The sequence below is a fragment of the Iodobacter arcticus genome (assembly GCF_042664895.1).
Classification (GTDB): Bacteria; Pseudomonadota; Gammaproteobacteria; order Burkholderiales; family Chitinibacteraceae; genus Iodobacter; species Iodobacter arcticus.
Genome location: NZ_JBHTBQ010000002.1, coordinates 39,858 through 63,519, shown reverse-complemented (window position 1 = coordinate 63,519; position 23,662 = coordinate 39,858). Strand labels below are relative to the sequence as shown.

Below are 23,662 nucleotides of genomic sequence, written 5' to 3'. Positions count from 1 at the left end.
TTTTGGTTTTTAGGGTTACATCTCAGCAATATTCTGGCCAGCTAAGCCACGTTTTACGGCTGCATCCATGCGTTTGGCTGCGAAGTCGCCTGTTACTTCGTTCAGTTTTTCCGTGGCGGTATGGATGGCGTTGGCGTCTGTTGCCTGCATGCTGGCAACGAGCTGCTGCAGGCTGGCTTCAATGGCTGTGCGCTCCTCTGGATTGAGTAAATCACCATCTTGCTCCAGCGCGGCTGTGCTGGCATTGAGGATGGATTCGGCATCAACCAGTGCTTCGGCCAGCTTACGTGCTTGTACATCGGCACTGGCATATTGCATGGAGTCGGTCAGCATGGTGGCGATTTCATCGTCAGACAGGCCGTAAGAAGGCTTCACCATAATGCTGGCTTCAACCTGTGATGAAAGTTCTTTTGCCGCAACGGATAATAATCCATCGGCATCAACCTGAAAGGTAACGCGAATTCGCGCAGCGCCTGCCACCATGGGCGGAATGCCGCGCAGCTCAAAGCGTGCCAAGCTGCGGCAATCGCTCACCAGCTCGCGCTCGCCTTGCAATACATGGATCGCCATGGCGGTTTGGCCATCTTTAAAGGTGGTGAATTCTTGCGCTCTGGCGGTAGGAATGGTGCTGTTTCTAGGGATGATTTTTTCGACCAGATTGCCCATGGTTTCCAGCCCAAGGGAAAGCGGAATCACATCCAGCAGCAGCCATTCATCTTCCCCTTTATTACCTGCCAGCACATTGGCCTGAATCGCCGCACCAATCGCAACGACTTTATCGGGGTCTAAATTGGTGAGCGGCTCTTGCTTAAAGAAATCAGCTACGGCATGGCGGATTTGCGGCATGCGAGTGGCTCCACCCACCATCACAACACCTTTGATATCGCTAACTTGCAGTTTGGCATCACGTAAGGCTTTGCGCACGGGTGTGATGGTATTACTGACGAGGGTATGGGTAATTTTATGCAGTGTTTCTGTGCTTAGAGCCACATCAACCACTACGCCCTCGCTTAGCACTGCCGTGATGCGTGTAGTGGGGTGATCTGAAAGCACTTCCTTGGCTTCGCGGGCACGAGTCAGTAGTACACGGGCATCATGGGCGTTCAGTGCGGATAAGCCTGCTTCTTGCAAGATCCAGCAATAAATACGGTGATCAAAATCATCGCCGCCAAGCCTTGAGTCTCCTGATGTAGCACGTACTTCAAATAAGCCACGGGTCAGCTCTAGGATGGACACATCAAAGGTGCCGCCACCTAAATCGTAAATCACATAGGTGCCTTCGCTACCATTATCTAAGCCATAGGCAATGGCGGCGGCGGTGGGCTCATTGAGTAAACGCAATACATTCAGGCCAGCGATGCGTGCGGCATCTTTGGTGGCTTGGCGCTGGGCATCGTCGAAATAGGCCGGTACGGTAATGACTGCGCCAACCAGCTCGCCGCCTAAGCTTTGCTCGGCGCGGGTTTTGAGCGCACGTAAAATATCGGCCGAGACTTCGACAGGGCTTTTAATCCCAGCGCGGGTGGCAATTTTAAGCATGCCCGGCTCGTCCACAAAACGGTAAGGCGTGGCTAAATCGGCAATATCATTGATACCACGGCCCATAAAACGTTTGACTGAGCTGATGGTATTGCTGGGATCATCGTTCTGGCGCGCCAGTGCACCACAGCCCACGCGGGTTTCACCATCTTTGCCGTAATTCACCACGGAGGCGAGCAGCGTGCGGCCTTGCTCATCCGGCAAACAGACGGCGCTGCCACTTTTTACCGAGGCAACTAAGGAGTTGGTCGTGCCAAGATCAATGCCCACTGCAAGGCGATGTTGATGTGGCTCGGCAAACATTCCAGGCTCAGAAATTTGTAATAAGGCCATGTTTCATCCGTAAGGTAGAGCGAGTGCATGTCGGTAGAGGTCAATGCCCCATGGTAAAACCCAAATCTTAAACCACGGAGTAAAGGAGAACACAGAGGGTCACGGAGCAAAGCATCATTTAGGATTTTTCTTCGCAAGTGGGGAATTAATCATGGGTATGTACCTAGGATTTTCTCCGTGAAACTCCGTGTCCTCTGTGTTCTCCGTGGTTCAAGATTTGGGTTTTAGCGCTCTCATAGTGTGCAATTAAAACAGCAGGGTTTCGATGGCGTCGCCAATTTCCTGCTCTAGTTTTTCCATAAAGCGAAGTTTACGCACGGCAACCGTGGCCGCGCTTAAATCATGCGTTTCGTCCAGTAGGCTGGCAAGGTGTTGCTCTAGCGCGCTGGTTTCAGCGGCCAGCTCTCTACCAATATTTTCCAGACTTTCAATATTTTGCGTGGCTTTTGCATCGCCAATCGCCTCACGCCATTCCATTTGATTCATTAAAAAGTCAATGGGCATGGCGGTATTGCTTTCTTCCTGCGTGTCGACACCGGCCAGCTTTAATAGGTAGCGGCCACGGTTGATCGGCGATTTGAGCGTTTGATAGGCTTCATTGACTTGAGTGGCAATCTGCAAGCTCATACGGCGCACGGCATCGCTTTCGCTGGCAAAGCGATCGGGATGATAAGTTGCAAGTAAGGCGCGGTAATTGCTGTCGATGCTACGCTGATCGAGTGCAAACTGGGCAGGAAGGCTGAAAAGGGCGAAGTGGTTTTGCGTAAAGTCGAAGTTCATGGCGTTTCTGGCGGGGAAGGAGGGGAGCTGTTTTAAAACCCAAATCTTAAACCACGGAGGAAAAGGAGGAAAAAGAGTTTCACGGAGAAAGCCGAACTTTAGATTTGTTGTCTATGGGGCTGTGCTGTTCTCCGTGTAACTCCGTGTTCTCTGTGCGCTCCGTGGTTCAAGATTTGGGTTTTGCATCACTTAAGTCGTGGCTAAACGTTAAAGCTTTCGCCGCAGCCGCACTCGTTTTTTACGTTGGGATTATTAAATTTAAACCCTTCGTTCAGGCCTTCTTTGGTGAAGTCCAGCTCGGTGCCGTCTAGATAAGCGAGTGATTTGCTGTCGGTGAAGATTTTTACGCCGAAGCTTTCAAAAGCCAGATCTTCTTCTTTGGCCACATCGACAAATTCGAGCTTATACGCCATGCCAGAACAGCCCGAGGTTTTAACGGCCAAACGCACGCCAAGACCTTTGCCACGCTTTGCTAGAAAGTTGGAAATATGGGTTGCTGCACTTTCGCTTAATGTAAGAGCCATTTTTTGCCTCGCAATAATATCCTAAGGTGTAATGAACCTGAGTTGATTTTCAGGCGTATTACACCTTAAGGTGAACCACATCAGTATTAACCGTGCTTAGTTTTGTAATCCGCTACCGCTGCTTTAATGGCGTCTTCTGCCAAGATAGAGCAGTGGATCTTAACCGGTGGCAGCGCTAATTCCTCGGCAATATGTGTGTTTTTAATGCTCAAAGCTTGATCGAGTGTCTTGCCCTTTACCCATTCGGTAACGAGGGACGACGATGCAATCGCCGAGCCACAACCATAGGTTTTAAACTTAGCATCTTCAATAATGCCGTCTGCGCCTACCTTGATTTGCAGCTTCATCACGTCGCCACAGGCCGGAGCGCCCACCATGCCAGTACCTACGCTATCGTCGCCTTTTTCAAATGCGCCAACATTACGTGGGTTTTCATAGTGATCCAGAACTTGTTCGCTGTATGCCATTTTGTGTGCCTCTTGATTCGGTTATTACGGTACTGGTTTGCTATTAAGTCAACTTTGTTCTGGCGATGGATCGCTGTTCTGAGCAAGGCGCAAAGTGGCGACGTTTACAATTGTAAACGAGCTACTTTGCAACGCAGCTCAGGACGGCGAGGCGCGCCAGATTAGTGAGCAGCCCATTCGATTGTGGATATGTCTATGCCTTCTTTATACATATCCCAAAGCGGCGACAGCTCGCGCAGTTTGCCGATTTTGCTGCGGATCAGGGTAATCGCAAAGTCGATTTCTTCTACGGTATTAAAGCGGCCGATAGTGAAGCGAATCGATGAATGCGCCAGCTCATCCGAGCGGCCAAGGGCGCGCAATACATAGGAAGGCTCTAAAGATGCCGATGTACACGCAGAGCCGCTTGATACGGCCAGCTCTTTCAGCGCCATCACCAGCGATTCGCCTTCTACATAGTTAAAGCTCACATTCAGATTATGTGGAACACGTTGTTCCATATCACCATTCAGGTGGACTTCTTCGATGTCGGATAATCCGGCCCACAGGCGGTCACGCAGCATGCGCATGCGTTCCAGCTCGGTGCCCATATCTTCTTTGGCGATACGGAATGCTTCGCCCATGCCCACGATTTGGTGCGTTGCCAGTGTGCCAGAGCGGAAACCACGCTCATGGCCACCGCCGTGCATTTGTGCTTCTAAGCGAATACGGGGTTTACGGCGGATATACAGCGCACCGATGCCCTTAGGCCCGTAAGTCTTGTGCGCCGAAAAGCTCATTAAATCAACTTTTAATACGCTTAAGTCGATGGCGATTTTGCCAGTGGCTTGTGCGCTGTCCACATGGAAAATAATGCCTTTTTCGCGGCAGATTTCACCAATGGTGGCGATATCCTGAATCACACCAATTTCGTTATTCACCGACATCACCGAGATGACGATGGTGTCTGGGCGAATGGCGGCTTTCAGTACATCCAAATCAAGCAGGCCGTTGTCTTTTACATCTAAATAAGTGACTTCAAAGCCTTCGCGTTCCAGCTCGCGCATGGTGTCCAGAATGGCTTTGTGTTCTGTTTTAACGGTAATTAAATGCTTGCCCTTGGCTTGGTAAAAGTGCGCTGCACCTTTTAAGGCCAAGTTGTTGGATTCGGTGGCACCGGATGTCCAAACGATTTCTTTTGGATCGCAATTAACCAGCGCGGCAACCTGTTCACGTGCTTCTTCTACCGCAGCTTCTGCTTCCCAGCCAAAGGCGTGCGAGCGCGAAGCGGGGTTGCCGAAGTGTTCGGTTAAACAGGGAATCATCTTGGCTGCTACACGCGGATCAACCGGTGTGGTGGCTGAGTAGTCAAGATAGATAGGTTTGGTCGCGCTCATTTTGCGGATGCTCCAGATTCAATACGAGAAGGCTTGATACTGCCGAGTAAAATGCTGTCATTGCAGCGTTTTTGCTTGGCCTGATGTTTGTCTATCAACTGCGCCAGACTGATCGAGGCAAGATAATCAAAGATCGTGCTGTTCAGGCTTGCCCAAAGGTCGTGCGTCATACATCGTCCTTCGTCATGGCAGTTTTCTTTGCCGCCACATTGGGTGGCGTCCAGTGGTTCGTCCACGGCTAAAATAATATCGGCAACCGTAATCAGGCTGGCGTCTTTAGCTAAGCAATAGCCGCCACCGGGGCCACGTACACTGTCTACAAGCTCACGGCGGCGCAGCTTGCCAAACAGTTGCTCTAGATAGGAGAGCGAAATATGTTGGCGCTCACTAATGCCGGATAGCGTCACCGGCCCTGCGGATTCTCGCAGTGCAAGGTCTAGCATTGCCGTTACAGCAAAACGGCCTTTGGTCGTCAGTCGCATGATTTTCCTCTCATTACACGCCAATCGTAAAATACCAGAGTGATTTAGTCAAGTATTAATGAGGGGGGCGTAAGTTGGGAGAAGGTGGCTTATATGTGGAAGAGGTGAGTGGTGATCTGTTTCGAATCCCCTCTCTCAAACATTTAATCCACAATTCGGTTGAGATAGCTTGGATCAAACTGATCGCCCTCTGCGCGTTCTGCCTCGCAATTGAGGCCAAGCTGTTCAAGCTTGGCCAGAATGGCTTCGATGCGCTTATCGGTGCAAACCGAATGATCGAGCATGCCGTGGATGGCTTTTACGATGGGATCATTCATGTCGGCAGAAATACCATAAGCCGAAAAGCCCATTTGCTCGGCTTTTGCCGCTCGGGATTTATCTGCTTCTTCAATAATTCGGGCAGGGATGCCCACTGCGGTAGCGTTGGCAGGGACGTCTTTGACTAAAACGGCATTTGATCCCACCTTGCCGCCCTCATGCACGGTAATTGGGCCAAGGATTTTGGCACCAGCACCCACAATCACGCCACGTTCTAAAGTAGGGTGGCGTTTGCCTGTATTCCAAGACGTACCACCTAGCGTTACGCCATGATAAAGCGTGCAATCGTCGCCAATTTCTGCGGTTTCGCCAATCACAATGCCCATGCCGTGATCGATAAACACGCGACGCCCAATTGTTGCGCCGGGGTGAATCTCGATGCCGGTGATAAAGCGTGAAAAATGCGACACCATGCGCGCAAGCAGCTTGCAATCTCTTCTCCACAGGGCATTAGCCACTAAATGCAGCGAGAGCGCATGAAACCCCGGATAACAGCAGACCACTTCCAGAATATTGCGGGCGGCAGGGTCGCGGTCGAAGACCACAGAGATATTTTCACGCAGGCGAGCAAGCATAGTGGGGTAAGCAGCTGGGGCTAAAGTTGAGCATTTTACTCGACTTTGAGCATGAAGGGGAACGCTTACATGGTATTGCTGGGTGCAATGGCTATTATGAAAGCGATGTTGTGCGATTAATAACGGATGCTTCCACAGCGGAAACCCAAATCTTGAACCACGGAGGCCCCAGAGAACACGGAGTTTCACGGAGAAAACCATTTTAAGCTGAGATGTTGATTGAAATGACGACCCGAATCTCCGTCATTCCGGATCGGCGGGAATCCAGTAGCACTGCTGGGTCCCCGACAAAAACACTCGGGGATGACGGGATGCTATTTCGGGAGCTTATTCTGCTGCGACCCTAAGTCCTTACACAGGCAAACTATGAGCGGGCTTAATCTTAAAGAAGTAGAAGCAATCTGCAACGGCTGTCACGGCGATCCTTTTGCTGTGCTCGGCATGCATCTGAATGGCAGCACGCTTTGCGTGAGGGCTTTTTTTACAGACGCCAGCGCCTGTGTGGTGATTGATGCCGCAACAGGCCGTCGTCTTGCATCCTTAAGCCTGATTGATGAGCGAGGCTTATTCGCTGGCCCTATCCCCCGCCGCAAAAAAGAATTTAGCTATCGCCTTGCTGTGCAGTGGGGCGAGCAAGAGGTTTTGCTGGACGATCCTTACTGCTTTGCGCCGATTCTGGGCGAGATGGATGTATGGCTATTAAGTGAAGGCAAGCATCATCGACCTTTTGAAAAGCTAGGCGCTCATCCGCAGGAAATAGAGGGCGTAAGCGGTGTGGCGTTTGCCGTATGGGCACCGAACGCCCAGCGTGTGGCGGTGGTCGGCGATTTTAATCTTTGGGATGCGTGCCGACATGGCATGCGTTTGCGGCAGGAATGCGGCGTATGGGAAATCTTTATCCCCGCAGTTGAAATGGGTGCCTGTTATAAATTCGAGATTCTTGATCAGGCTGGTGAGCGTCATCTAAAGGCCGACCCTTACGCCTTTGCCGCCGAGCTGCGCCCCGGCACAGCTTCCAAAGTGGCAGGGTGTTTACCGAAAGTGCCTGAGGCTACGGGTAGGCGGGCGGCGAATCAGGGCGATGCACCGATCAGCATTTATGAAGTTCATTTAGGCTCTTGGCGGCGCGTGCCAGAAGACGGCCACCGCAGCCTTAACTGGCACGAGCTGATCGTGCAGTTGCTTCCCTATGTGAAAGAGCTGGGCTTTACGCATCTGGAGCTATTGCCCATCAGCGAGTTTCCCTTTGATGGCTCATGGGGCTATCAGCCTTTGGGGCTTTACGCGCCAACGGCAAGGCTGGGCAGCGCGGGGGATTTTAAGTCCTTTGTGCAAGCCGCGCATGAAATGGGCTTGGGCGTTTTACTTGATTGGGTACCTGGGCATTTTCCGAGTGATGGCTTTGGTTTGGCACAATTTGATGGCACGCCTTTGTTTGAGCACAGCGATCCACGCGAGGGTTTTCATCACGATTGGAAAACGCTGATTTATAACTATGGTCGCAATGAAGTTAAAAATTATTTAATTGGCAATGCCCTGTATTGGATAGAGCGCTTTGGCGTGGATGGCTTGCGCGTTGATGCCGTGGCGTCGATGCTCTACCGTGATTATTCGCGTGAGCCAGGGGAGTGGATCCCGAATGAGCTAGGTGGGCGAGAAAACTTAGAAGCCATCGCCTTCTTGCGCGAAATGAGCGAAATCCTCGCCAGCGAATGCCCCTATGCGGTGACTTTTGCCGAAGAATCGACGTCTTTTCCTGCGGTGACTCAGCCCGCCGCGCAGGGCGGGCTTGGCTTTAATTACAAATGGAATATGGGCTGGATGCACGATAGCCTGGGCTATATGCAGCTCGATCCTATTTATCGCCAGCATCACCACGATCAAATGACATTCAGCCTGATGTATGCCTTTGATGAGCGTTTTGTATTACCGCTATCGCACGACGAAGTGGTGCACGGCAAAGGCTCGATATTAAGCCGCATGCCGGGGGATATCTGGCAGCAATTCGCCAATTTGCGCGCCTATTACGCCTTTATGTGGGCGCATCCGGGTAAAAAGCTTTTATTTATGGGCTCGGAATGGGCGCAGCTTAGGGAATGGTCGCATCAGCATAGTTTGGATTGGCATTTGCTCGAATCAACATGGCATCGCGGCGTGCAAGCCTTGGTACGAGATTTAAACCAGATTTACCAAAGCCAGCCCGCTCTATATCAAATTGATTTCGAAGCACGCGGCTTTAATTGGATTATTGCCAATGACGCGCTGAATTCAATTTTCGCCTTTAGCCGTCATGCAGAAAATAACGATGACTTTGTGCTGATTATGAGTAATTTTACCCCCGAAGTACGCCATCAATACCGGATAGGTGTACCCAAGGCAGGGCGCTATATTGAAATCATTAATACCGATTCAATGTATTACCAAGGCAGCAATGTGGGCAATGGCGAATGCCAAAGCGAAAACATCGCCAGCCAGCAATATCCACAATCCATAGCCCTTTCGATTCCACCTTTAGCAACGCTTTATTTGAAGTGGCTGGGGGTATAGCTCAATATTCAGGCTGTTTGGATATTTGAAGGATTGTTAAATCTTAAACCACAGAGAACACTGAGGACACAGAGATTCACAGAGGAAGGCACCTTAATAAATATGTGATGGTTTGTTGGGTAAAAGAAAGTATTAAATGATTAGTAAAACTTAAATCAGCCATAAATGGGTAACCCTATTTGTGAATTTCTCTGTGGCACTCTGTGTTCTCTGTGCCCTCTGTGGTTCAAGGTTTAGCCATTTATATTGTGTAATAAAAAGGGAGCACTTATGAAGCTGGAAGAAGGAACGCCGTATCCGCTGGGTGCTACCTTTGATGGTGATGGTGTTAACTTTGCCTTGTTTTCTGAGCATGCCACGCGGATTGAGCTTTGCCTGTTTGATGCTTCAGGCATCAATGAAGCCGCGCGTTTTGAGTTGACCGAATGCTCTAATGACATCTGGCATGGCTATTTGCCCGATGCACCCGCCGGGCTGGTTTATGGCTACCGCGTGCACGGGCCTTACCAGCCGTTGCAAGGCCATCGCTTTAACCCCAATAAAGTGCTGCTCGATCCTTATGCCCGCGCCATAGTTGGCGAGTTTAATAATGACCCACGCAGCTTTGGCTATCAGGAAGATCAACCCACTGCGCTAGACCCGATCGATAATGCGGCGATTGCCTTAAAAGCTAAGGTAATTGCCGAGCCCTATGATTGGGAAAACGAGAAAGCGCCGCGCACGCCTTGGGTGGAAACGGTGATTTACGAAGCGCATGTGCGCGGCATGACTATGCTGCATCCCGATGTGCCAGAAGAAATGCGGGGTAGTTATGCTGGTTTAGCGCATCCCGCCGTATTAGCGCATTTAAAAAAGCTGGGTATTACCGCGATTGAATTATTACCCGTGCATTTCTTTTTAGATGAATCGCATTTATTAAGGCAGGGTTTAAGTAATTACTGGGGTTATAACAGCTTAGGTTTTTTTACCCCAGAAACACATTATTGGTCGGGGCGGGAAGGCACGACGCCTTTATCTGAATTTCGCGATATGGTGAAAGCCATGCACGGTATTGGCGTCGAGGTATTGCTGGATGTGGTGTTTAATCACACCGCAGAATCGAGCGATATGGGGCCCACTTTATCGTGGCGGGGCATTGATAACGCCAATTACTATGTATTAAGGCAGGGACAGCTTGATCAGTATGAAAACTGGACCGGCTGCGGCAATGTGCTTAATTTAAGTCATCCGCGTGTTTTGCAAATGGTGATGGATAGCTTGCGCTATTGGGTGAGCCAATGCCATGTGGATGGATTTAGATTTGATTTAGCGCCGATCTTAGGCCGGGTCGATCATCATTTTAGCCCGCAAGCGCCGTTCTTTATTGCTATTCAGCAAGATCCGCTTTTATCCAGTGTGAAACTCATTGCCGAGCCTTGGGATATTGGCCACGGCGGCTACCAACTTGGGCATTTTCCTAATGGCTGGGTGGAATGGTCAGATCAATTCCGAGATGTGATGCGTAAATTCTGGCTGCACGATGGCGTACACCGCGCGCTATTTGCCCAGCGCTTTGCCGCATCGAGCGATTCATTTCATCGCCAAGGGCGGCGGCCGGTATCGGTGGTGAATTTTATTTGCGCTCACGACGGGTTTAATCTGCGCGATATGGTTTCGTATAACCACAAACATAATCAGGCCAATAAAGAGCATAACCGTGATGGGCATAATCATAATTTAAGCTGGAATTGCGGCGAAGAAGGCCCAAGCAAAGACGCGGGCGTGAATATCTTGCGATTACGTTCGATGAAAGCTATGCTGGCGACCGTTTTGCTGGCGCAAGGCACGCCGATGTTTTTGGCGGGTGACGAGCTGGGGCATACGCAGCAGGGCAATAACAATGCTTATTGTCAGGATAATGAAATTAACTGGCTGAATTGGCAGCAAGCCGAGCCGGGCCTAGCTGAATACGTGGCCGAGCTGATCGCGATTCGTAAATCCTGTGCCGTGTTGATGTCTGGCCGCTGGTGGACAGGCGTTCCTGATGAATGGGGCAGGGCCGATGTGGAATGGCTGAATCCATCTGGTGCACCGCTGCATTCGCACGATTGGCAAGATGCAGGCGGCAGGGCGATGATGATCCAGCTGGGTGGACGTTTGTTGATCATGATTAATGCTTCAGCTCACCAGGTGCATTTTCGCTTGCCAGCAGGGATGTGGAGCCTGAGACTAGCTAGCACAGGGGACGCCGAATCAGAAATCAACCCCCACGATTGCCGCGTTGCCGCAAGGAGCGTGACGATTTTGGAGAGTAGTTGAATGTAATGAGTTTGATTGGACGAAATGGTCCGCGCTTCGTGTTACGGGCTAAATTTTTGGAGCAGCCATTGTTTAAATGCATAGAAGCAATTTTATTTTTTGTTCGAGATATTGATGGCGCAGCGAATTGGTATGCCAAATTATTTAACGTAGAGGTTCAATATGAAAATCCTATGTACGCATTTATTCAAGGCCCAGAGATATCTATTGGTTTTCACCCCGTAGATATTAAATGCCCCGGAGGCGTTGGCGGAACAACCGTATATTGGGAAGTTGATAATATAGAAAAAACGATCAAAGTTCTTCAGGATAAAGGTGCCATCTTATATCGAGGGCCAATTCAGACAAGTTTGGGTGATCAAGCTGCAATGTTGATTGATCCTTTTGGCTGTACAATTGGCTTGCATCAAAAAATTAAATAATTAGCTTATCCAAATTAGCTTATCGCTATTTAGGCTCAATCGCTTTTCTCCGTGAAACTCCGCGTTCTCCGTGTCCTCCGTGGTTCAAGATTTGGGTTTCCCCGCCAAATCACCCATTTATTTTAATAAGGAACACCGTTTGAAAGTCATCCACACACAGCCTATCGCTGGTCAACGCCCTGGCACTTCGGGTTTGCGCAAGAAAGTCACCGTATTTCAGCAGCCGCATTATTTAGAAAACTTTGTCCAAGCCATTTTTGATGCGGTGCCTGCACTCAAGGGCGGCACCTTGGTGTTGGGGGGGGACGGGCGTTTTTATAATCGTGTGGCGGTGCAGATTATTTTGAAAATGGCGGCGGCCAATGGCGTCGCTCAGGTGATTGTTGGGCGGGGTGGGATTTTATCCACGCCAGCGGTGAGCGCGGTAATTCGCAAATACGCGGCCACAGGCGGGATTGTTTTATCGGCGTCCCATAATCCGGGCGGGCCTGATGGTGATTTTGGCATTAAATACAATACTGATAACGGTGGCCCCGCAGCAGAAAAAATCACCGAAGCCATTTACCAGCACACCACCAGCATTAGCCAATACCAAATCAGCGATGCGGCTGATTTAGATTTAGACGTACTCGGCAGCTTTAGCGTGGCGGGTATGGCGGTAGAGCTGATCGATCCGGTGGCGGATTACGCCGTGCTGATGCAGGATTTATTTGATTTTGATGCGATCCGCGCATGGTTTGCTGCGGGAAATCGTATGCAGTTTGACGCCATGTCGGCAGTCGCTGGCCCTTATGCGGTGGAGATTATCGAAGGCCTGCTCGCCGCGCCGCGCGGTACGGTGGTGAATGGCGTGCCGCTGGAAGACTTTGGTGGCCATCACCCTGACCCCAATCCCGCCCATGCAACGGAGCTGATTGCCGCAATGTCGGCGACCAATGCGCCGGACTTTGGCGCGGCCAGCGATGGCGATGCAGACCGAAATATGGTGCTGGGCCGTAACTTTGTGGTGACGCCATCGGACAGCTTGGCTGTATTGGCCGCAAACGCCACCTTGGTGCCGGGCTATCGCAAAGGTTTAGCTGGCGTGGCTAGATCTATGCCCACCTCTGCAGCGGTGGATGCCGTGGCAAAAGCGCTGGGCATTGCCTGCTATGAAACGCCAACCGGCTGGAAGTTTTTTGGCAACCTGCTCGATGCGGGCAAGGTGACGCTCTGTGGTGAAGAAAGCTACGGCACGGGTTCCGATCATGTGCGGGAAAAAGACGGCGTATGGGCAGTGTTGTTCTGGCTGAATTTGCTAGCGGTGACGGGCAAATCGGTCGAGGAAATCATTACCGCACACTGGGCGCGTTTTGGCCGCCATATTTATTCCCGCCATGATTTTGAAGAGATCGCCAGCGATGCAGCAGAAAGCTTGATGGCTGCACTCAGGGCTCGCTTGCCAGAGTTGGTAGGGCAGAGCTTGGGCGGCCAAATGGTGCAGCTTGCCGATGATTTTGCATACGATGATCCGGTGGATGGCTCGCACAGCGCCAAGCAGGGCGTGCGGATTATTTTTGCGGGTGGTGATCGAATTATTTACCGGCTTTCAGGCACGGGCACGGCGGGGGCGACACTGCGGGTTTATCTGGAAAAATATCAGGCAGATATTGCCCGGCACGGAGTGGAAACGCAGACGGCTCTCGCTGATTTAATTGCGGCTTCACGTGAGCTTGCACAAATTAAATCTTTTACCGGCATGGTTCAGCCTACGGTTGTGACTTAAGCCTGCTTGTGGTGCTTCCCTGCTGATTTGCATTGTGGTTTTGGGCGATGTAAATCAGCATTTATCTATTTTGCTTAAATAATCTGCCTGACGCGCCGCTAGGCATGCTGGGTGGTGCTTGTGAGGTTCTTCTCTTTTTGGTCGTTTCCTACTTTCTTTTATTTGTATTTTGAATGGTCTTAGGTATTTAAGGTTCTGTTTCTAAAAAGTAATATGTTTTTATACGTATACCGGATGGGTAATATACCCAAATCCTTTTGAATGATTTTAAGCCTAAGCCGTTTACAATCAGGCTTTATTCATTGAGTTCAATATTGAATCAACATCGCTTTTAATAAGTGCTGCTGGGTTTGATATTTAAAAGGAGTTGGCATGCGTATCACCCTTCCTCTTATTCTTGCGTTATCGCTTTCAGCGTGTGCCACCAATGATCTGGGGGAAAAGCGCGATTTAAACAAAACCGAGCTGGGCGCTTTGATCGGTGTGGTAGGCGGTGCGGTGGCTGGCGCTGCGATTAATCATAATAACCGTGGCAAGGGTGCATTGATTGGTGCTGTGGGTGGTGGCTTGGCTGGTGGTGGCATTGGTTATTATATGGATAAGCAAACTAAAGATTTTCAGCAGCAATTAGCGGCAGAAATTCAGCGTGGCGACATTACTGTACAAAAAATGGCCGATCAATCCCTGTTGGTCAGCATGACATCCAATACCGGCTTTGATACCAATTCTTCGGTTCTTAAATCGGCTTATACCCCAACGCTTGATAAAATTGCCAAAATTGTGAATCAGTACGGCAAAACCAGCGTTTCTATTGTGGGTCATACCGATAACACCGGTAGTGTTGCTATTAATCAAAGCGTTTCCGAGCGCCGCGCTCAGGCGGTATCGGATTATTTTGTGAGCCGCAATGTGAATGCCATTCGCCTTGATGCATCAGGCCGAGGCAAGGCAGAGCCGCGTGCAAGTAATGATACTGAAGCAGGCCGTAGCTTAAACCGCCGTGTTGAATTACGTATTGTGCCGGTTGCTGCATAAGGCTTGATGGCGTAGCAATAGTTTATATAAAACTAAATCTTGAGCTGCAAAGAACACAGATGGCCGCAGGGTTTGATCGCAAAGAATGAAATTGATCGTTCATGTCATCAATCAAATACTTTGTTGGGCCTGCCTTCCCCCTCTTAAGGGCAAGCTGTGGTTTTTGTGTTCTTTGTGGCTTAAGGTTGTTAGCGCTTTCTATTTATTTTGATCTGATCAGGTTTAGCCATTCGGCGACTTTGATTGTGAAAAATGCCATAGATCCGTACACTGCTGCCCTTTCTTATTGCGGGCGCTTTTATGCTTTATTCCCTTCGAATGCTTTTGATGTCGGTGCACTTTGTTGTGGCAGGCATGATCGGCATCCTGATTGGCCTGTGCCGCCCATTTAATCCTGATAATAGCCGGCTTTGTGGCCGTCTTTATTCCTTGCCTGCCATGCGCATTCTTGGCTTTAAAGTGAAAAAAGACGTAGAAGGCTTGTTAGAACATCAGCGCTCTTGCGTGATTATTGCAAATCATCAATCGAATTATGATTTATTTGTTTTCGGCGGCGTGGTACCTGCACGCACCGTGACGATTGGTAAAAAAAGCCTGAAATGGATTCCATTTTTTGGTCAGTTATTCTGGCTGGCTGGCAATGTGCTGATCGATCGTGGAAATGCGCAGCGGGCTAAAAAAGCCATGTTATCGACCACCGATACCTTGCAGCATCAAGATACGTCGATCTGGGTATTTGTAGAAGGTACGCGTAATAAAGGCCGTGGTTTATTGCCCTTTAAAAAAGGTGCTTTTCAAATGGCGATTAATGCAGGCGTGCCTATTTTGCCAGTATGCGTTAGTACCTATAGCAATCATATGCGCCTGAATAGCTGGCATGCTGCGGATGTATTAATGAAATCGCTTAAACCCATTCCAACTGCGGGCTTAACGCAGGATGATTTGCCTGCGTTGATTGAAGAATGCCGCAATCAAATGCAGGCATGTATTCAAGCGATGGATGAGCAATTAATGCAAGCCCGATAAATATTGCTCTATTTGCTTTAATACCCAATCGCCGTCATCTAGCGGTAAATCGTGCCCTGCCTGTGTGTGAACCCGGCAGGGCACTTGCCATTTAGAGGCCAGGGTTTGCGAGCAGGCAGGGCTGACAAGTTTATCTTTGGCCCCGGATAGGAGTAAGAGTGGCACATGGGGCTGATGGGCGCGGTAGCGTATCGCTGCCGTTAATTGGCGCAGAATATTGCTGCTGGAAATAGGGAATTGTTTTTGAAACTGAATCCATTGCTCTAATGCGGCCTGTGGTTTATTTGTACTTGTTAGTTCTATAATGATTTTTTCTTTACCTTGCACATTATTAAATAATAAGCCAATTAAAGCCGGAATACTTTGCAGCCGCAATCGGTGATAAAAAGGATTGATGGGCCGCAAGCTGGTATTGATCAGCACACAAGCACGTATTTCGTGAGGGAAAGCATTGGCCCAAGCCACAGCAGCCATTGCCCCAAGGGAAATAGCCAGTACATAAAAGGGGCCGTTAATGTGTTGCTCTGCTAACGTTTGGCGAATATGGGCGACCATATCTCTGATATGGCTCAGGCTTTTTTCTTGATGCAATACACCATTACCAGGCCAATCAATGGTGATGATTCGATCATTAGGGTATTGAGCTTGTAGCTTGGGAATAAACTCGCCCCAATGGCGGGATTCGCGCATTAGGCCTCGTAATAAAACCCAAGTTTTCATAAGATGCCGTACCACAAAGCTTCTGCTTCTTCTTTGCAGTTTAAATAATGATTGGTTTTGGGTAGCCAATGGTGATGATCGTGTACTGCTCGTAATAAAAACTCAAATAGTAATAAATGGCTGCGTAATACCCTTTGCTGGCGATGCGGCACAATCGGGTTAAATAAACCAAGCAGCGACATTAATTGCCGTGGGTTTTTTTTAACCCATAGCCAAGAACCTAATTCTAAAGTGAGCGGTAAAAACAAATGGCCACTTCCTTGGTTTTCCTGATAAAGATAATCCCAAATATCGCCGTGAGTACAATATTGCAAAGCCTGTGGTTCTATTACATAAGGGTGGTGCGGATAGCTTTGATCAAACAGGGATTTAAGCGCGTAGATTTCAGGTAAATTGGGAAACGGCGTGCGGGTATGGGCATAGGGAAACCAGAGCCGGTCTTTTAAGCCAAATCCAGAATGGCAATCTAAGGCCACACTAAATGGGCTATTAAGTAATTGGGCTTTAACCACGCTGCAAAGCGCTTGGTTTTCTAATTCCATAGGCGAATTAAATTCGCCTCTATACCAAGGTAATAAGCGGCTTATGCGATGCCCTCCCACTAAAAAAGAGGTTTTTTCGCTAGATTCAACCGGCGCATTGCGCATTAAATCCACGCCTTGGCCATTGCTGCGCGTGCCACGGGCAATACCGATGGGGTTGATGAGCGGCATAAACACAAGGCGCATGGTGGTTAATTTGCGCTGTAAGCTGCTATCCCAGCGCAGCCTGACCAATAGAGAGCGCAAAAAAGCCAATACGATCTGGCTGCCAATGCGCTCTAAGCCATGCACGCCGCCAAAAAATCCAAGCACAGGTGCATTGGGGTCTTGGCTACCCATGCTCATGCTATAGAGGGGGAAGCTCGCCTCTGCACTTTTGACCTCGCCATGCTGCTGCAAATGAATGACGTCACCTGCTTGCAAGATGATTTCTTCCAGCTCAATCAGTTCTGGTAATTGCAGCATGACGCACTCATTAACGATAGATGTCGATTATGTATGCTTATTGCATATGGTGGCTTATTTTATCTGATATACATCTGATTTAGTTTTGCTTCTAGCTTGCGTTGAACTGTTTCAAATGAGGCACTGAGTGCCCAGTAGATGGCTGCCGCGGCCAAATAAAGCGGAAAAGGCTGAAATGTTGTAGCAATCACTTCTTTGCTCGCCAGCATCAGCTCGCTGACAGAGATCACAGATACCAGCGATGTATCTTTAATCAGGCTAATCAAACTATTAGAAAGGCTAGGTACGGCTAAGCGCAAAGCTTGTGGCGCAACCACGTAACGTAGCGTTTGGCTATTTGTCAGTCCCAGGCTTTTACCCGCATCCCACTGTCCTTGGGTAATGCCATTGATGGCGCCGCGCAGCGTTTCAGATAAATACGCACCCACATTCAGGCTGAGCGCTAACACTCCTGCCGTGAGTGGCTCAAATTGAATGCCAATACTGGGTAGACCAAAATAAATCACAAACAGCTGCACCAAGAGTGGCGTGCCGCGAATACAGCTGACATACACTGCGCTGATTTGTGAAAGTACTGGGATTTTGCCGATGCGAATCACCACTACGAGCGTGGCAATCAGCAGGCCACCTAGCATGGCAGCAACAGCTAGAAACAGCGTATAGCCTGCACCTTGTAGCAAAATGGGAAAGGCGTCTTTAAGTAGCTGAACTAAACCCGGTAAATCCATTGATTACTCCAAAACTAAAAAACCCCCGGTCGTGACTGGGGGCGTAGGTCTTACATTCGCTGCTGAGGGAGATTGAGCGGATCACCTTGCTGCAGTTTACTGTGCAACAGGCGGCTTGCTCACATCACGATCAAACCATTTTTTAGATATTTTGGCGAAGCTACCATCTGCTTGCAAATCCGCCAAGGCTTTATTGAGTGAAGCCTTAAACTTAGGATTGCCTTTTGCAAAAGGAATCCCTGATTTTTCAATATCACCCAGAGGTGCACCTGCTTTCAGTGGCAGTTTGGTTTTCTTTACAATAAATGGGATCAGCAGACTATCGTTAAGGGCAGCATCAATACGGCCCAGTGCTAAATCTTGTAAATATTCTTGCGAGCCGGGGTAGGTTTTAACGTCGATTCCGCCCACAGCCTTAGCGATATCTGCATAGTTTGTGCCTTGGCCCAAGCCGAGTTTCTTACCTTTTAAATCACTCAGGCTTTTAAAAGCGCGTGTTTCATTATTGCGCACAATCAGTTGCGGGCTAGAGAGGGTGTAAGGCTCGGAGAAGTCAAATGTATCCTTGCGCTTGTCGGTGATGCCCACTTGGTTGATCACAATATCAAACTTGCCTGCTTGTAAACCTGCCAGCATCGCACTCCATTCGCTGGTGCTAAATTCTGCTTTTACACCCATTTTTTGCGCCAAGGCTTTTGCTAGCTCCACTTCAAACCCGGTTAACTCGTTGTTCTCTTTGTAGTTAAACGGCGGGTAAGTGCCTTCAACGGCAATCTTTAGCGTGCCACGTTGTTTTACGGTATCGAGTAAATCGGCTGCGCCTGCGTGTAAAGCAAAGCCTAAGAGGCTGGCTGCTAGTAAGAATTTGCGCATATCTATATTCCTTGTTGGTCTAATGTTTTGCTTTCAAATGCAATATTCGCATAATTGGGCAAGGCTGAATAGATTTTTTGCCCGTCAATGACATGGTAATTTTGCCCAGACAGCGTAAGGGGGAGTGAGTACTTGATCTGCCTAGAGTAATGTTCTGGATAATGATGGGCTTTAATATAGATTGTCTACGGAATGTGTTAATTAGCGATATTTGTTTTCTATTGCCAAATTGGTGCCATCCTTATCCATATCTTGTAGTGTTTTATTATATAAATATATTTTTTACTGGTTTGTTTTTAAATTGCAAGATAAATACATTTGGGTTTAGTTAAATCACTTCATCCGCTTTGGCTAGGTCAGTTTTAAATCCATTTTTTATTAAAAACTCTGCAATTGCATCACCTCGCTGACTTTTTCTGTAGAAACACCACTCACCTTTTGGGCTTTAGTATCCACAATATTAAAGGGAGGGTAATCCTCTGTGGTCAGAGTGAGTGTCTTTGACTGGTCTGCCCCGATCATCAGGCTGAATAAAAAGAGAAGGTATTTCATTTTTTATCCAAATAAGGCATCACCACAAAGCCCATTCACAAGGGGAAAGGCGCTTAAAACGGTGAACCACAGCAAGAAATGGGTATCTTGGTAAAGCTTGCTCTGGGCTTTGCTAATGTTCTTGTTTTAGACCTCTCATAAAGAAAGCACAACGCCGCCAGGACTTGTTTTGCAAGCTGGGCGGCCAGTGCTTCGCCTGATGGTTTTGCAAGTCTTCTTCCCTTTTTAATGGATCAGTGAGTGCAAGACCTAGCTTAATGTTGTGCGGCGAATTTTGTAAAAAAGAACTATTAATCTAATTTTTTATAGCCAAATGATATAAAAAACAGATATGCTAAACGGCATAGACCAGATAAATCTAAAGAATTACAAATAAATAACTTTTTGTGATTTAAGGGGCCATTTATGTTCAATATCTTACAAACCTCTTGTCGATGCTGCTTAGCAAAGGAGCCTTAAAACCTTGTGATAAAGCCGCTTGAGAGGTGTTTTAAATGAGTTTGCCCGTACTGGATTTAGCCTTATTTGATAGCGCAGATCGTGATGCGTTTTTGCGTGATTTGCGCCTTGCAGCAAAAGATTACGGTTTTTTTTATCTGCGTGGGCATGGGGTCAGCCAGCAATATCAACAAGATATGCTGCTGCTGGCTAAGCAATTTTTTGCCCTGAGTGATGCCGAAAAAACGGCCGTGGCAATGGTTAATTCGCCGCATTTCAGAGGTTATACCCGCCTTGGGGGCGAATTAACGGCGGGGCGTGCCGATCAGCGTGAGCAGTTCGATATTATGAATGAGGGCCTTGCTGCGCTTGATCAGCAGCCTCTATGGCGGCGCTTGCGTGGGCCGAATCAATGGCCGGCTAGCCTGCCTGCGCTGAAATCGGGCTTGCTGCTTTGGCAAGATACTTTAAGTGATATTTGCGAGCGTTTAATGCAGGCCTTTGCGCTGGCTTTGGGCCAGCCTGCCGATATTTTTGCACCGCTTTACCGTGGCGAGCCTTTTCAGCACCTCAAAATGATTCGCTATCCAGGTTCGAAAGCGGGCGGGCAGGGCGTGGGGGCGCATAAAGATGCGGGTTTGCTGACGCTGGTGATGCAGGATGCTCAATCGGGCTTGCAAGTGGCCACCGCAGAGGGCTGGCTGGATGCGCCGCCGATTCCCGGTACCTTTGTGGTGAATATTGGCGAGCTATTAGAGCTGTCATCCAATGGCTATTTACGCGCTACGGTGCATAGGGTGGTGTCGCCGCCTTCTGGTGTCGAGCGTTTGTCTTATGCCTTTTTCATGGGGCCAAGGCTGGATGCTACCGTGCCGCTGCTACAGCTTGCGGCGGCTCTTGCTCAAGAAGTACAAGGTGAGTTGAGCGATCCGGCTAATCCGCTATTTAGCCACGTTGGTGAAAATGTTTTAAAAGGCCGTATGCGCTCGCATCTTGATGTGGCAGCGCGGCATTATTCTGAGACTGCAGCTTCTGCCGTTCATTAGGTGAGTATTTATGAGTTCAGCATCTATTTTGTCTTTGATTGGCAATACCCCTGTTGTAGAAATTACCCAGCTTGATACCGGGCTTTGCCGCTTGTTTGTCAAACTGGAAAACCAAAATCCGGGTGGCTCGATCAAAGATCGCATTGCGCTTTCTATGATAGAAGCGGCCGAGCAAAGCGGGCAGCTCAAGCCCGGCGGCACGATTGTTGAAGCCACGGCAGGTAACACCGGCCTAGGGCTTGCCTTGGTGGCGGGGCGCAAGGGCTATCGCACCGTGCTGGTGGTGCCCGATAAAATGAGCCGCGAAAAAGTACTGAACTTGCAGGCGCTGGGTGCAGAGGTAATCTTGACTCGCTCTGATGTGGGCAAGGGCCACCCTGATTATTATCAGGACAAAGCCCACCGTGTGGCGCAATCGATTCCAGGTGCGTTTTATATTGATCAGTTTACTAATCCGGCCAACCCCGCCGCGCATGAAAAAACCACAGGGCCAGAAATCTGGCGTCAGCTTGAAGAAAACGTGGATGCGGTGGTGGTGGGTGTGGGTTCTAGCGGCACATTAACTGGCTTATCGCGCTTTTTTGCCAATGTCTCGCCGCAAACCGAGTTTGTGCTGGCCGATCCGGTTGGCTCGATTCTGGCAGATTATGTAGAAACCGGCGCTTTTGGTGTGGCAGGCAGTTGGCTGGTAGAAGGCATAGGCGAAGACTTTGTACCGCCACAATTTGAAGGCGGCTCAATCAAACGCAGCTACCGAATCAGCGATAAAGAAAGCTTTGAAACCGGCCGCGCCCTGCTGCAAGCCGAAGGCTTATTTGCCGGAGCATCTTCCGGCACGCTGCTGGCCGCCGCGCTGCGTTATTGCCGCGAGCAAACCACGCCTAAACGCGTGGTGACTTTTATTGGTGACAGCGGCAATAAATACTTAAGCAAAATGTATAACGATCACTGGATGCTCGATCAGGGCATGATTGAGCACGCTAAAGCGGGCAATCTGGCCGATCTGATCAGCCGTCCGCACGCCAGCGGCGCCACACTGATCGCCGACCCAGACGAGCCACTTTCCCAAGCTTGGCAGCGTATGCGCAGCAACGATGTATCGCAAATGCCGGTGCTAGAAAACGGCGAAATTGTAGGTATTATCGACGAGTGGGATTTGTTATTGTCTGTACACGGCGAGCCCCAGCAATTTGCCATGCCGGTGCGCGCCGCCATGAGCAGTAACGTTAAAACCTTGGCCCCCGATACGTCCTTACGCGATTTATTGCAGGTATTTAACGACGACAAAATCGCCGTGATTGCCGATAAAAAACGCTTTTATGGCCTGATTACCCAAAGCGATTTACTCGCCTTTTGGCGCAAGAAATTTGTGAGTGAAGCGGTTTAAGCCCAATCCTATTCACTTAAGCTTGTGTCATAGATGAATCGGCATTTCGTAGGGTGTACAACGACGCAGTCGGAGCACCGAGAGCGGTGCGCAAGAAAAGCGACTTGCACACCCTACGCAGAAGCAAACTTTGCCCTGTTATTTCCTCCAGTTGATAGGGTTGGCTTTAAGCCTAGCTGCACATTGAGCGCAATGCGCCACAAAGCCTCTTCATAAATCTAAAGATTAAAAACTAACACCCCTCGGAGCCATCCCATGAGCACATTTGAAACGCTTGCCGTCATTAGCGGTCTGCATCGCGATCCACTGGGGGCAATCAATACCCCGATTTATGCCTCGTCAACTTTTCGCCAGCCATCCCCCGGGCAGCCGGATCAGTATGAATATTCACGCTCCAGCAATCCAACACGCGATGCTTTTGAAGTGGCGATTGCCGCTTTAGAAGGCGGCACGCGCGGCTATGCATTTGCATCAGGCATGGCGGCCATTGCTACGGTATTAGAGTTGTTGCCGGTGAATAGCCACTTAGTGGCGGTGGATGATTTATACGGCGGTAGCGGGCGTTTATTTGAAAAAGTAAAACAGCGCACCGCAGGCTTAACGGTGACTTATGTAGCAACCGGTGATCTGGAAGCGTTGCAAGCGGCCATCAAGCCAGAAACCAAAATGATCTGGATTGAAACACCGTCCAACCCGCTGAATCGCCTCAGTGACTTAAGCGCCATTGCGGCGATTGCCAAGGCACACAGTCTGCTTACCGTGGCTGACAATACTTTTGCGTCCCCCGCTTTGCAGCGCCCGCTGGAGCATGGTGTTGATATCGTGCTGCATTCGGCAACCAAATATTTAAATGGCCATTCTGACGTGATCGCCGGTGCGGTGGTGGTGGGTGAGAATAGCGAGCTGGCCGAGCAGCTGGGCTTTTTGCAAAATGCCATCGGCGCGGTGCTCGATCCATTCCAAAGCTTTTTAGCGCTGCGTGGTATTCGTACGCTGGCGATTCGTATGGAGCGGCATAACCATAATGCCCTGCGCATCGCTCAGTGGTTAGAGCAACATCCGCGTGTTGAGCGCGTTTTATATCCTTACCTAGAAAGCCATCCGCAATATGCGCTGGCCAAAGCGCAAATGGCAGGCGGCGGCGGGGTGGTGTCGTTTTATCTGAAAGGGGACGACGCCGATGTGCACCAAGTGTTAACACATACCAAGCTGTTTACCTTGGCAGAAAGCCTAGGTGGTGTAGAAAGCCTGATCAGCCAGCCAGTAAGGATGACCCACGCCTCGGTGCCGCCAGAGCGCCGTGCTAAATTAGGCATTAGCGATAATTTGATTCGCCTATCGGTGGGGATTGAAGGCCTTGATGATCTGCTTGCCGATTTAGAACAGGCGTTGGCAGTGTAAGTTTATATTCCTGCTGGGCACGG

Annotated in this window: 21 protein-coding genes; 9 read left to right on the top strand and 12 right to left on the bottom strand. The window is 49.4% G+C overall.

All coding sequences use genetic code 11. The annotated features are described in order from the left end of the window. Window positions 1-15: 15 nt before the first annotated feature. From hscA to cysE, 7 genes are all read right to left on the bottom strand, one after another. A complete protein-coding gene (gene hscA / locus ACFQNF_RS01085) occupies window positions 16-1,872 on the bottom strand; it encodes a Fe-S protein assembly chaperone HscA (protein ID WP_380185485.1) in 1,857 nt (618 codons plus the stop codon). Between the two features lie 246 nt (window positions 1,873-2,118). Next, entirely contained in the window at window positions 2,119-2,652 is a 534-nt protein-coding gene (gene hscB / locus ACFQNF_RS01080; RefSeq protein WP_380185483.1) for a Fe-S protein assembly co-chaperone HscB, read from the bottom strand. Between the two features lie 200 nt (window positions 2,653-2,852). Then, window positions 2,853-3,176, bottom strand: a complete 324-nt coding sequence (gene iscA / locus ACFQNF_RS01075; protein WP_380185481.1) for an iron-sulfur cluster assembly protein IscA — start codon at window positions 3,174-3,176, stop codon at window positions 2,853-2,855. An 86-nt stretch (window positions 3,177-3,262) separates the two neighbouring features. Beyond that, window positions 3,263-3,643 carry a Fe-S cluster assembly scaffold IscU gene (iscU, locus tag ACFQNF_RS01070; RefSeq protein WP_380185480.1) on the bottom strand — a complete coding sequence of 127 codons (381 nt, stop codon included), beginning with the start codon at window positions 3,641-3,643 and terminating at the stop codon, window positions 3,263-3,265. A gap of 161 nt (window positions 3,644-3,804) precedes the next feature. Next, window positions 3,805-5,019 carry an IscS subfamily cysteine desulfurase gene (locus ACFQNF_RS01065; RefSeq protein ID WP_380185478.1) on the bottom strand — a complete coding sequence of 405 codons (1,215 nt, stop codon included), beginning with the start codon at window positions 5,017-5,019 and terminating at the stop codon, window positions 3,805-3,807. Then, window positions 5,016-5,501, bottom strand: a complete 486-nt coding sequence (iscR, locus tag ACFQNF_RS01060) for a Fe-S cluster assembly transcriptional regulator IscR (RefSeq protein ID WP_046350773.1) — start codon at window positions 5,499-5,501, stop codon at window positions 5,016-5,018. The genes ACFQNF_RS01065 and iscR overlap by 4 nt, the downstream gene beginning before the upstream one ends. A gap of 143 nt (window positions 5,502-5,644) precedes the next feature. Beyond that, on the bottom strand, window positions 5,645-6,595 hold the full coding sequence (gene cysE, locus ACFQNF_RS01055; protein ID WP_380185476.1) for a serine O-acetyltransferase: 951 nt from the start codon (window positions 6,593-6,595) through the stop codon (window positions 5,645-5,647). 165 nt (window positions 6,596-6,760) lie between these two features. Here cysE and glgB point away from each other — a divergent pair, with 165 nt between their 5' ends. The 6 genes from glgB to ACFQNF_RS01025 all read left to right on the top strand — a co-directional run bounded on the left by glgB (window position 6,761) and on the right by ACFQNF_RS01025 (window position 15,487). Then, window positions 6,761-8,941: a 1,4-alpha-glucan branching protein GlgB gene (gene glgB / locus ACFQNF_RS01050; protein WP_380185474.1), complete on the top strand. Its 2,181-nt coding sequence runs from the start codon at window positions 6,761-6,763 to the stop codon at window positions 8,939-8,941. A 270-nt stretch (window positions 8,942-9,211) separates the two neighbouring features. Beyond that, window positions 9,212-11,239 carry a glycogen debranching protein GlgX gene (glgX, locus tag ACFQNF_RS01045; protein ID WP_380185472.1) on the top strand — a complete coding sequence of 676 codons (2,028 nt, stop codon included), beginning with the start codon at window positions 9,212-9,214 and terminating at the stop codon, window positions 11,237-11,239. 5 nt (window positions 11,240-11,244) lie between these two features. Next, window positions 11,245-11,661 (top strand): VOC family protein, encoded by a 417-nt coding sequence (locus tag ACFQNF_RS01040; protein WP_380185471.1) that lies wholly within the window; start codon window positions 11,245-11,247, stop codon window positions 11,659-11,661. 139 nt (window positions 11,662-11,800) lie between these two features. Then, window positions 11,801-13,426 (top strand): alpha-D-glucose phosphate-specific phosphoglucomutase, encoded by a 1,626-nt coding sequence (locus tag ACFQNF_RS01035; protein ID WP_380185469.1) that lies wholly within the window; start codon window positions 11,801-11,803, stop codon window positions 13,424-13,426. Between the two features lie 372 nt (window positions 13,427-13,798). Beyond that, entirely contained in the window at window positions 13,799-14,461 is a 663-nt protein-coding gene (locus tag ACFQNF_RS01030; protein ID WP_380185467.1) for a YiaD family glycine zipper/OmpA-like lipoprotein, read from the top strand. Between the two features lie 300 nt (window positions 14,462-14,761). Then, window positions 14,762-15,487: a 1-acylglycerol-3-phosphate O-acyltransferase gene (locus ACFQNF_RS01025; RefSeq protein WP_380185465.1), complete on the top strand. Its 726-nt coding sequence runs from the start codon at window positions 14,762-14,764 to the stop codon at window positions 15,485-15,487. On the opposite strand, the gene ACFQNF_RS01020 is transcribed toward ACFQNF_RS01025, so the two are convergent. The 5 genes from ACFQNF_RS01020 to ACFQNF_RS01000 all read right to left on the bottom strand — a co-directional run bounded on the left by ACFQNF_RS01020 (window position 15,470) and on the right by ACFQNF_RS01000 (window position 19,367). Continuing rightward, a complete protein-coding gene (locus ACFQNF_RS01020; protein WP_380185464.1) occupies window positions 15,470-16,207 on the bottom strand; it encodes an alpha/beta fold hydrolase in 738 nt (245 codons plus the stop codon). The genes ACFQNF_RS01025 and ACFQNF_RS01020 overlap by 18 nt on opposite strands. Continuing rightward, a complete protein-coding gene (locus tag ACFQNF_RS01015) occupies window positions 16,204-17,214 on the bottom strand; it encodes a M14 family zinc carboxypeptidase (protein WP_380185463.1) in 1,011 nt (336 codons plus the stop codon). The genes ACFQNF_RS01020 and ACFQNF_RS01015 overlap by 4 nt, the downstream gene beginning before the upstream one ends. A gap of 59 nt (window positions 17,215-17,273) precedes the next feature. Then, a complete protein-coding gene (locus ACFQNF_RS01010; RefSeq protein ID WP_380185461.1) occupies window positions 17,274-17,942 on the bottom strand; it encodes an amino acid ABC transporter permease in 669 nt (222 codons plus the stop codon). Between the two features lie 96 nt (window positions 17,943-18,038). Then, window positions 18,039-18,815, bottom strand: coding sequence for a transporter substrate-binding domain-containing protein (locus ACFQNF_RS01005; protein ID WP_380185459.1), 777 nt, complete (start codon window positions 18,813-18,815; stop codon window positions 18,039-18,041). Between the two features lie 378 nt (window positions 18,816-19,193). Continuing rightward, window positions 19,194-19,367, bottom strand: coding sequence for a hypothetical protein (locus ACFQNF_RS01000; protein ID WP_380185457.1), 174 nt, complete (start codon window positions 19,365-19,367; stop codon window positions 19,194-19,196). Window positions 19,368-19,861: 494 nt separating this feature from the next. Here ACFQNF_RS01000 and ACFQNF_RS00995 point away from each other — a divergent pair, with 494 nt between their 5' ends. The 3 genes from ACFQNF_RS00995 (at window position 19,862) to ACFQNF_RS00985 (ending at window position 23,639) form a co-directional block, all read left to right on the top strand. After that, window positions 19,862-20,851 (top strand): isopenicillin N synthase family dioxygenase, encoded by a 990-nt coding sequence (locus ACFQNF_RS00995; protein ID WP_380185456.1) that lies wholly within the window; start codon window positions 19,862-19,864, stop codon window positions 20,849-20,851. Between the two features lie 10 nt (window positions 20,852-20,861). Beyond that, on the top strand, window positions 20,862-22,238 hold the full coding sequence (locus ACFQNF_RS00990; protein ID WP_380185455.1) for a pyridoxal-phosphate dependent enzyme: 1,377 nt from the start codon (window positions 20,862-20,864) through the stop codon (window positions 22,236-22,238). A 255-nt stretch (window positions 22,239-22,493) separates the two neighbouring features. Then, window positions 22,494-23,639 (top strand): trans-sulfuration enzyme family protein, encoded by a 1,146-nt coding sequence (locus ACFQNF_RS00985; protein ID WP_380185453.1) that lies wholly within the window; start codon window positions 22,494-22,496, stop codon window positions 23,637-23,639. The last annotated feature ends 23 nt before the right edge of the window (window positions 23,640-23,662 follow it).

Coding starts and splice junctions, on each gene's coding strand:
- glgX (WP_380185472.1), top strand. CDS start 9,212: ATGAAGCTGGAAGAAGGAACGCCGTATCCGCTGGGTGCTACCTTTGAT.
- ACFQNF_RS01010 (WP_380185461.1), bottom strand. CDS start 17,942: ATGGATTTACCGGGTTTAGTTCAGCTACTTAAAGACGCCTTTCCCATT.
- ACFQNF_RS01005 (WP_380185459.1), bottom strand. CDS start 18,815: ATGCGCAAATTCTTACTAGCAGCCAGCCTCTTAGGCTTTGCTTTACAC.
- hscA (WP_380185485.1), bottom strand. CDS start 1,872: ATGGCCTTATTACAAATTTCTGAGCCTGGAATGTTTGCCGAGCCACAT.
- ACFQNF_RS01065 (WP_380185478.1), bottom strand. CDS start 5,019: ATGAGCGCGACCAAACCTATCTATCTTGACTACTCAGCCACCACACCG.
- ACFQNF_RS01025 (WP_380185465.1), top strand. CDS start 14,762: ATGCTTTATTCCCTTCGAATGCTTTTGATGTCGGTGCACTTTGTTGTG.
- ACFQNF_RS01030 (WP_380185467.1), top strand. CDS start 13,799: ATGCGTATCACCCTTCCTCTTATTCTTGCGTTATCGCTTTCAGCGTGT.
- ACFQNF_RS00995 (WP_380185456.1), top strand. CDS start 19,862: ATGAGTTTGCCCGTACTGGATTTAGCCTTATTTGATAGCGCAGATCGT.
- iscA (WP_380185481.1), bottom strand. CDS start 3,176: ATGGCTCTTACATTAAGCGAAAGTGCAGCAACCCATATTTCCAACTTT.
- ACFQNF_RS01000 (WP_380185457.1), bottom strand. CDS start 19,367: ATGAAATACCTTCTCTTTTTATTCAGCCTGATGATCGGGGCAGACCAG.
- ACFQNF_RS01020 (WP_380185464.1), bottom strand. CDS start 16,207: ATGAAAACTTGGGTTTTATTACGAGGCCTAATGCGCGAATCCCGCCAT.
- iscR (WP_046350773.1), bottom strand. CDS start 5,501: ATGCGACTGACGACCAAAGGCCGTTTTGCTGTAACGGCAATGCTAGAC.
- glgB (WP_380185474.1), top strand. CDS start 6,761: ATGAGCGGGCTTAATCTTAAAGAAGTAGAAGCAATCTGCAACGGCTGT.
- ACFQNF_RS00990 (WP_380185455.1), top strand. CDS start 20,862: ATGAGTTCAGCATCTATTTTGTCTTTGATTGGCAATACCCCTGTTGTA.
- iscU (WP_380185480.1), bottom strand. CDS start 3,643: ATGGCATACAGCGAACAAGTTCTGGATCACTATGAAAACCCACGTAAT.
- ACFQNF_RS01040 (WP_380185471.1), top strand. CDS start 11,245: ATGAGTTTGATTGGACGAAATGGTCCGCGCTTCGTGTTACGGGCTAAA.
- cysE (WP_380185476.1), bottom strand. CDS start 6,595: ATGGTTTTCTCCGTGAAACTCCGTGTTCTCTGGGGCCTCCGTGGTTCA.
- ACFQNF_RS00985 (WP_380185453.1), top strand. CDS start 22,494: ATGAGCACATTTGAAACGCTTGCCGTCATTAGCGGTCTGCATCGCGAT.
- ACFQNF_RS01015 (WP_380185463.1), bottom strand. CDS start 17,214: ATGCTGCAATTACCAGAACTGATTGAGCTGGAAGAAATCATCTTGCAA.
- hscB (WP_380185483.1), bottom strand. CDS start 2,652: ATGAACTTCGACTTTACGCAAAACCACTTCGCCCTTTTCAGCCTTCCT.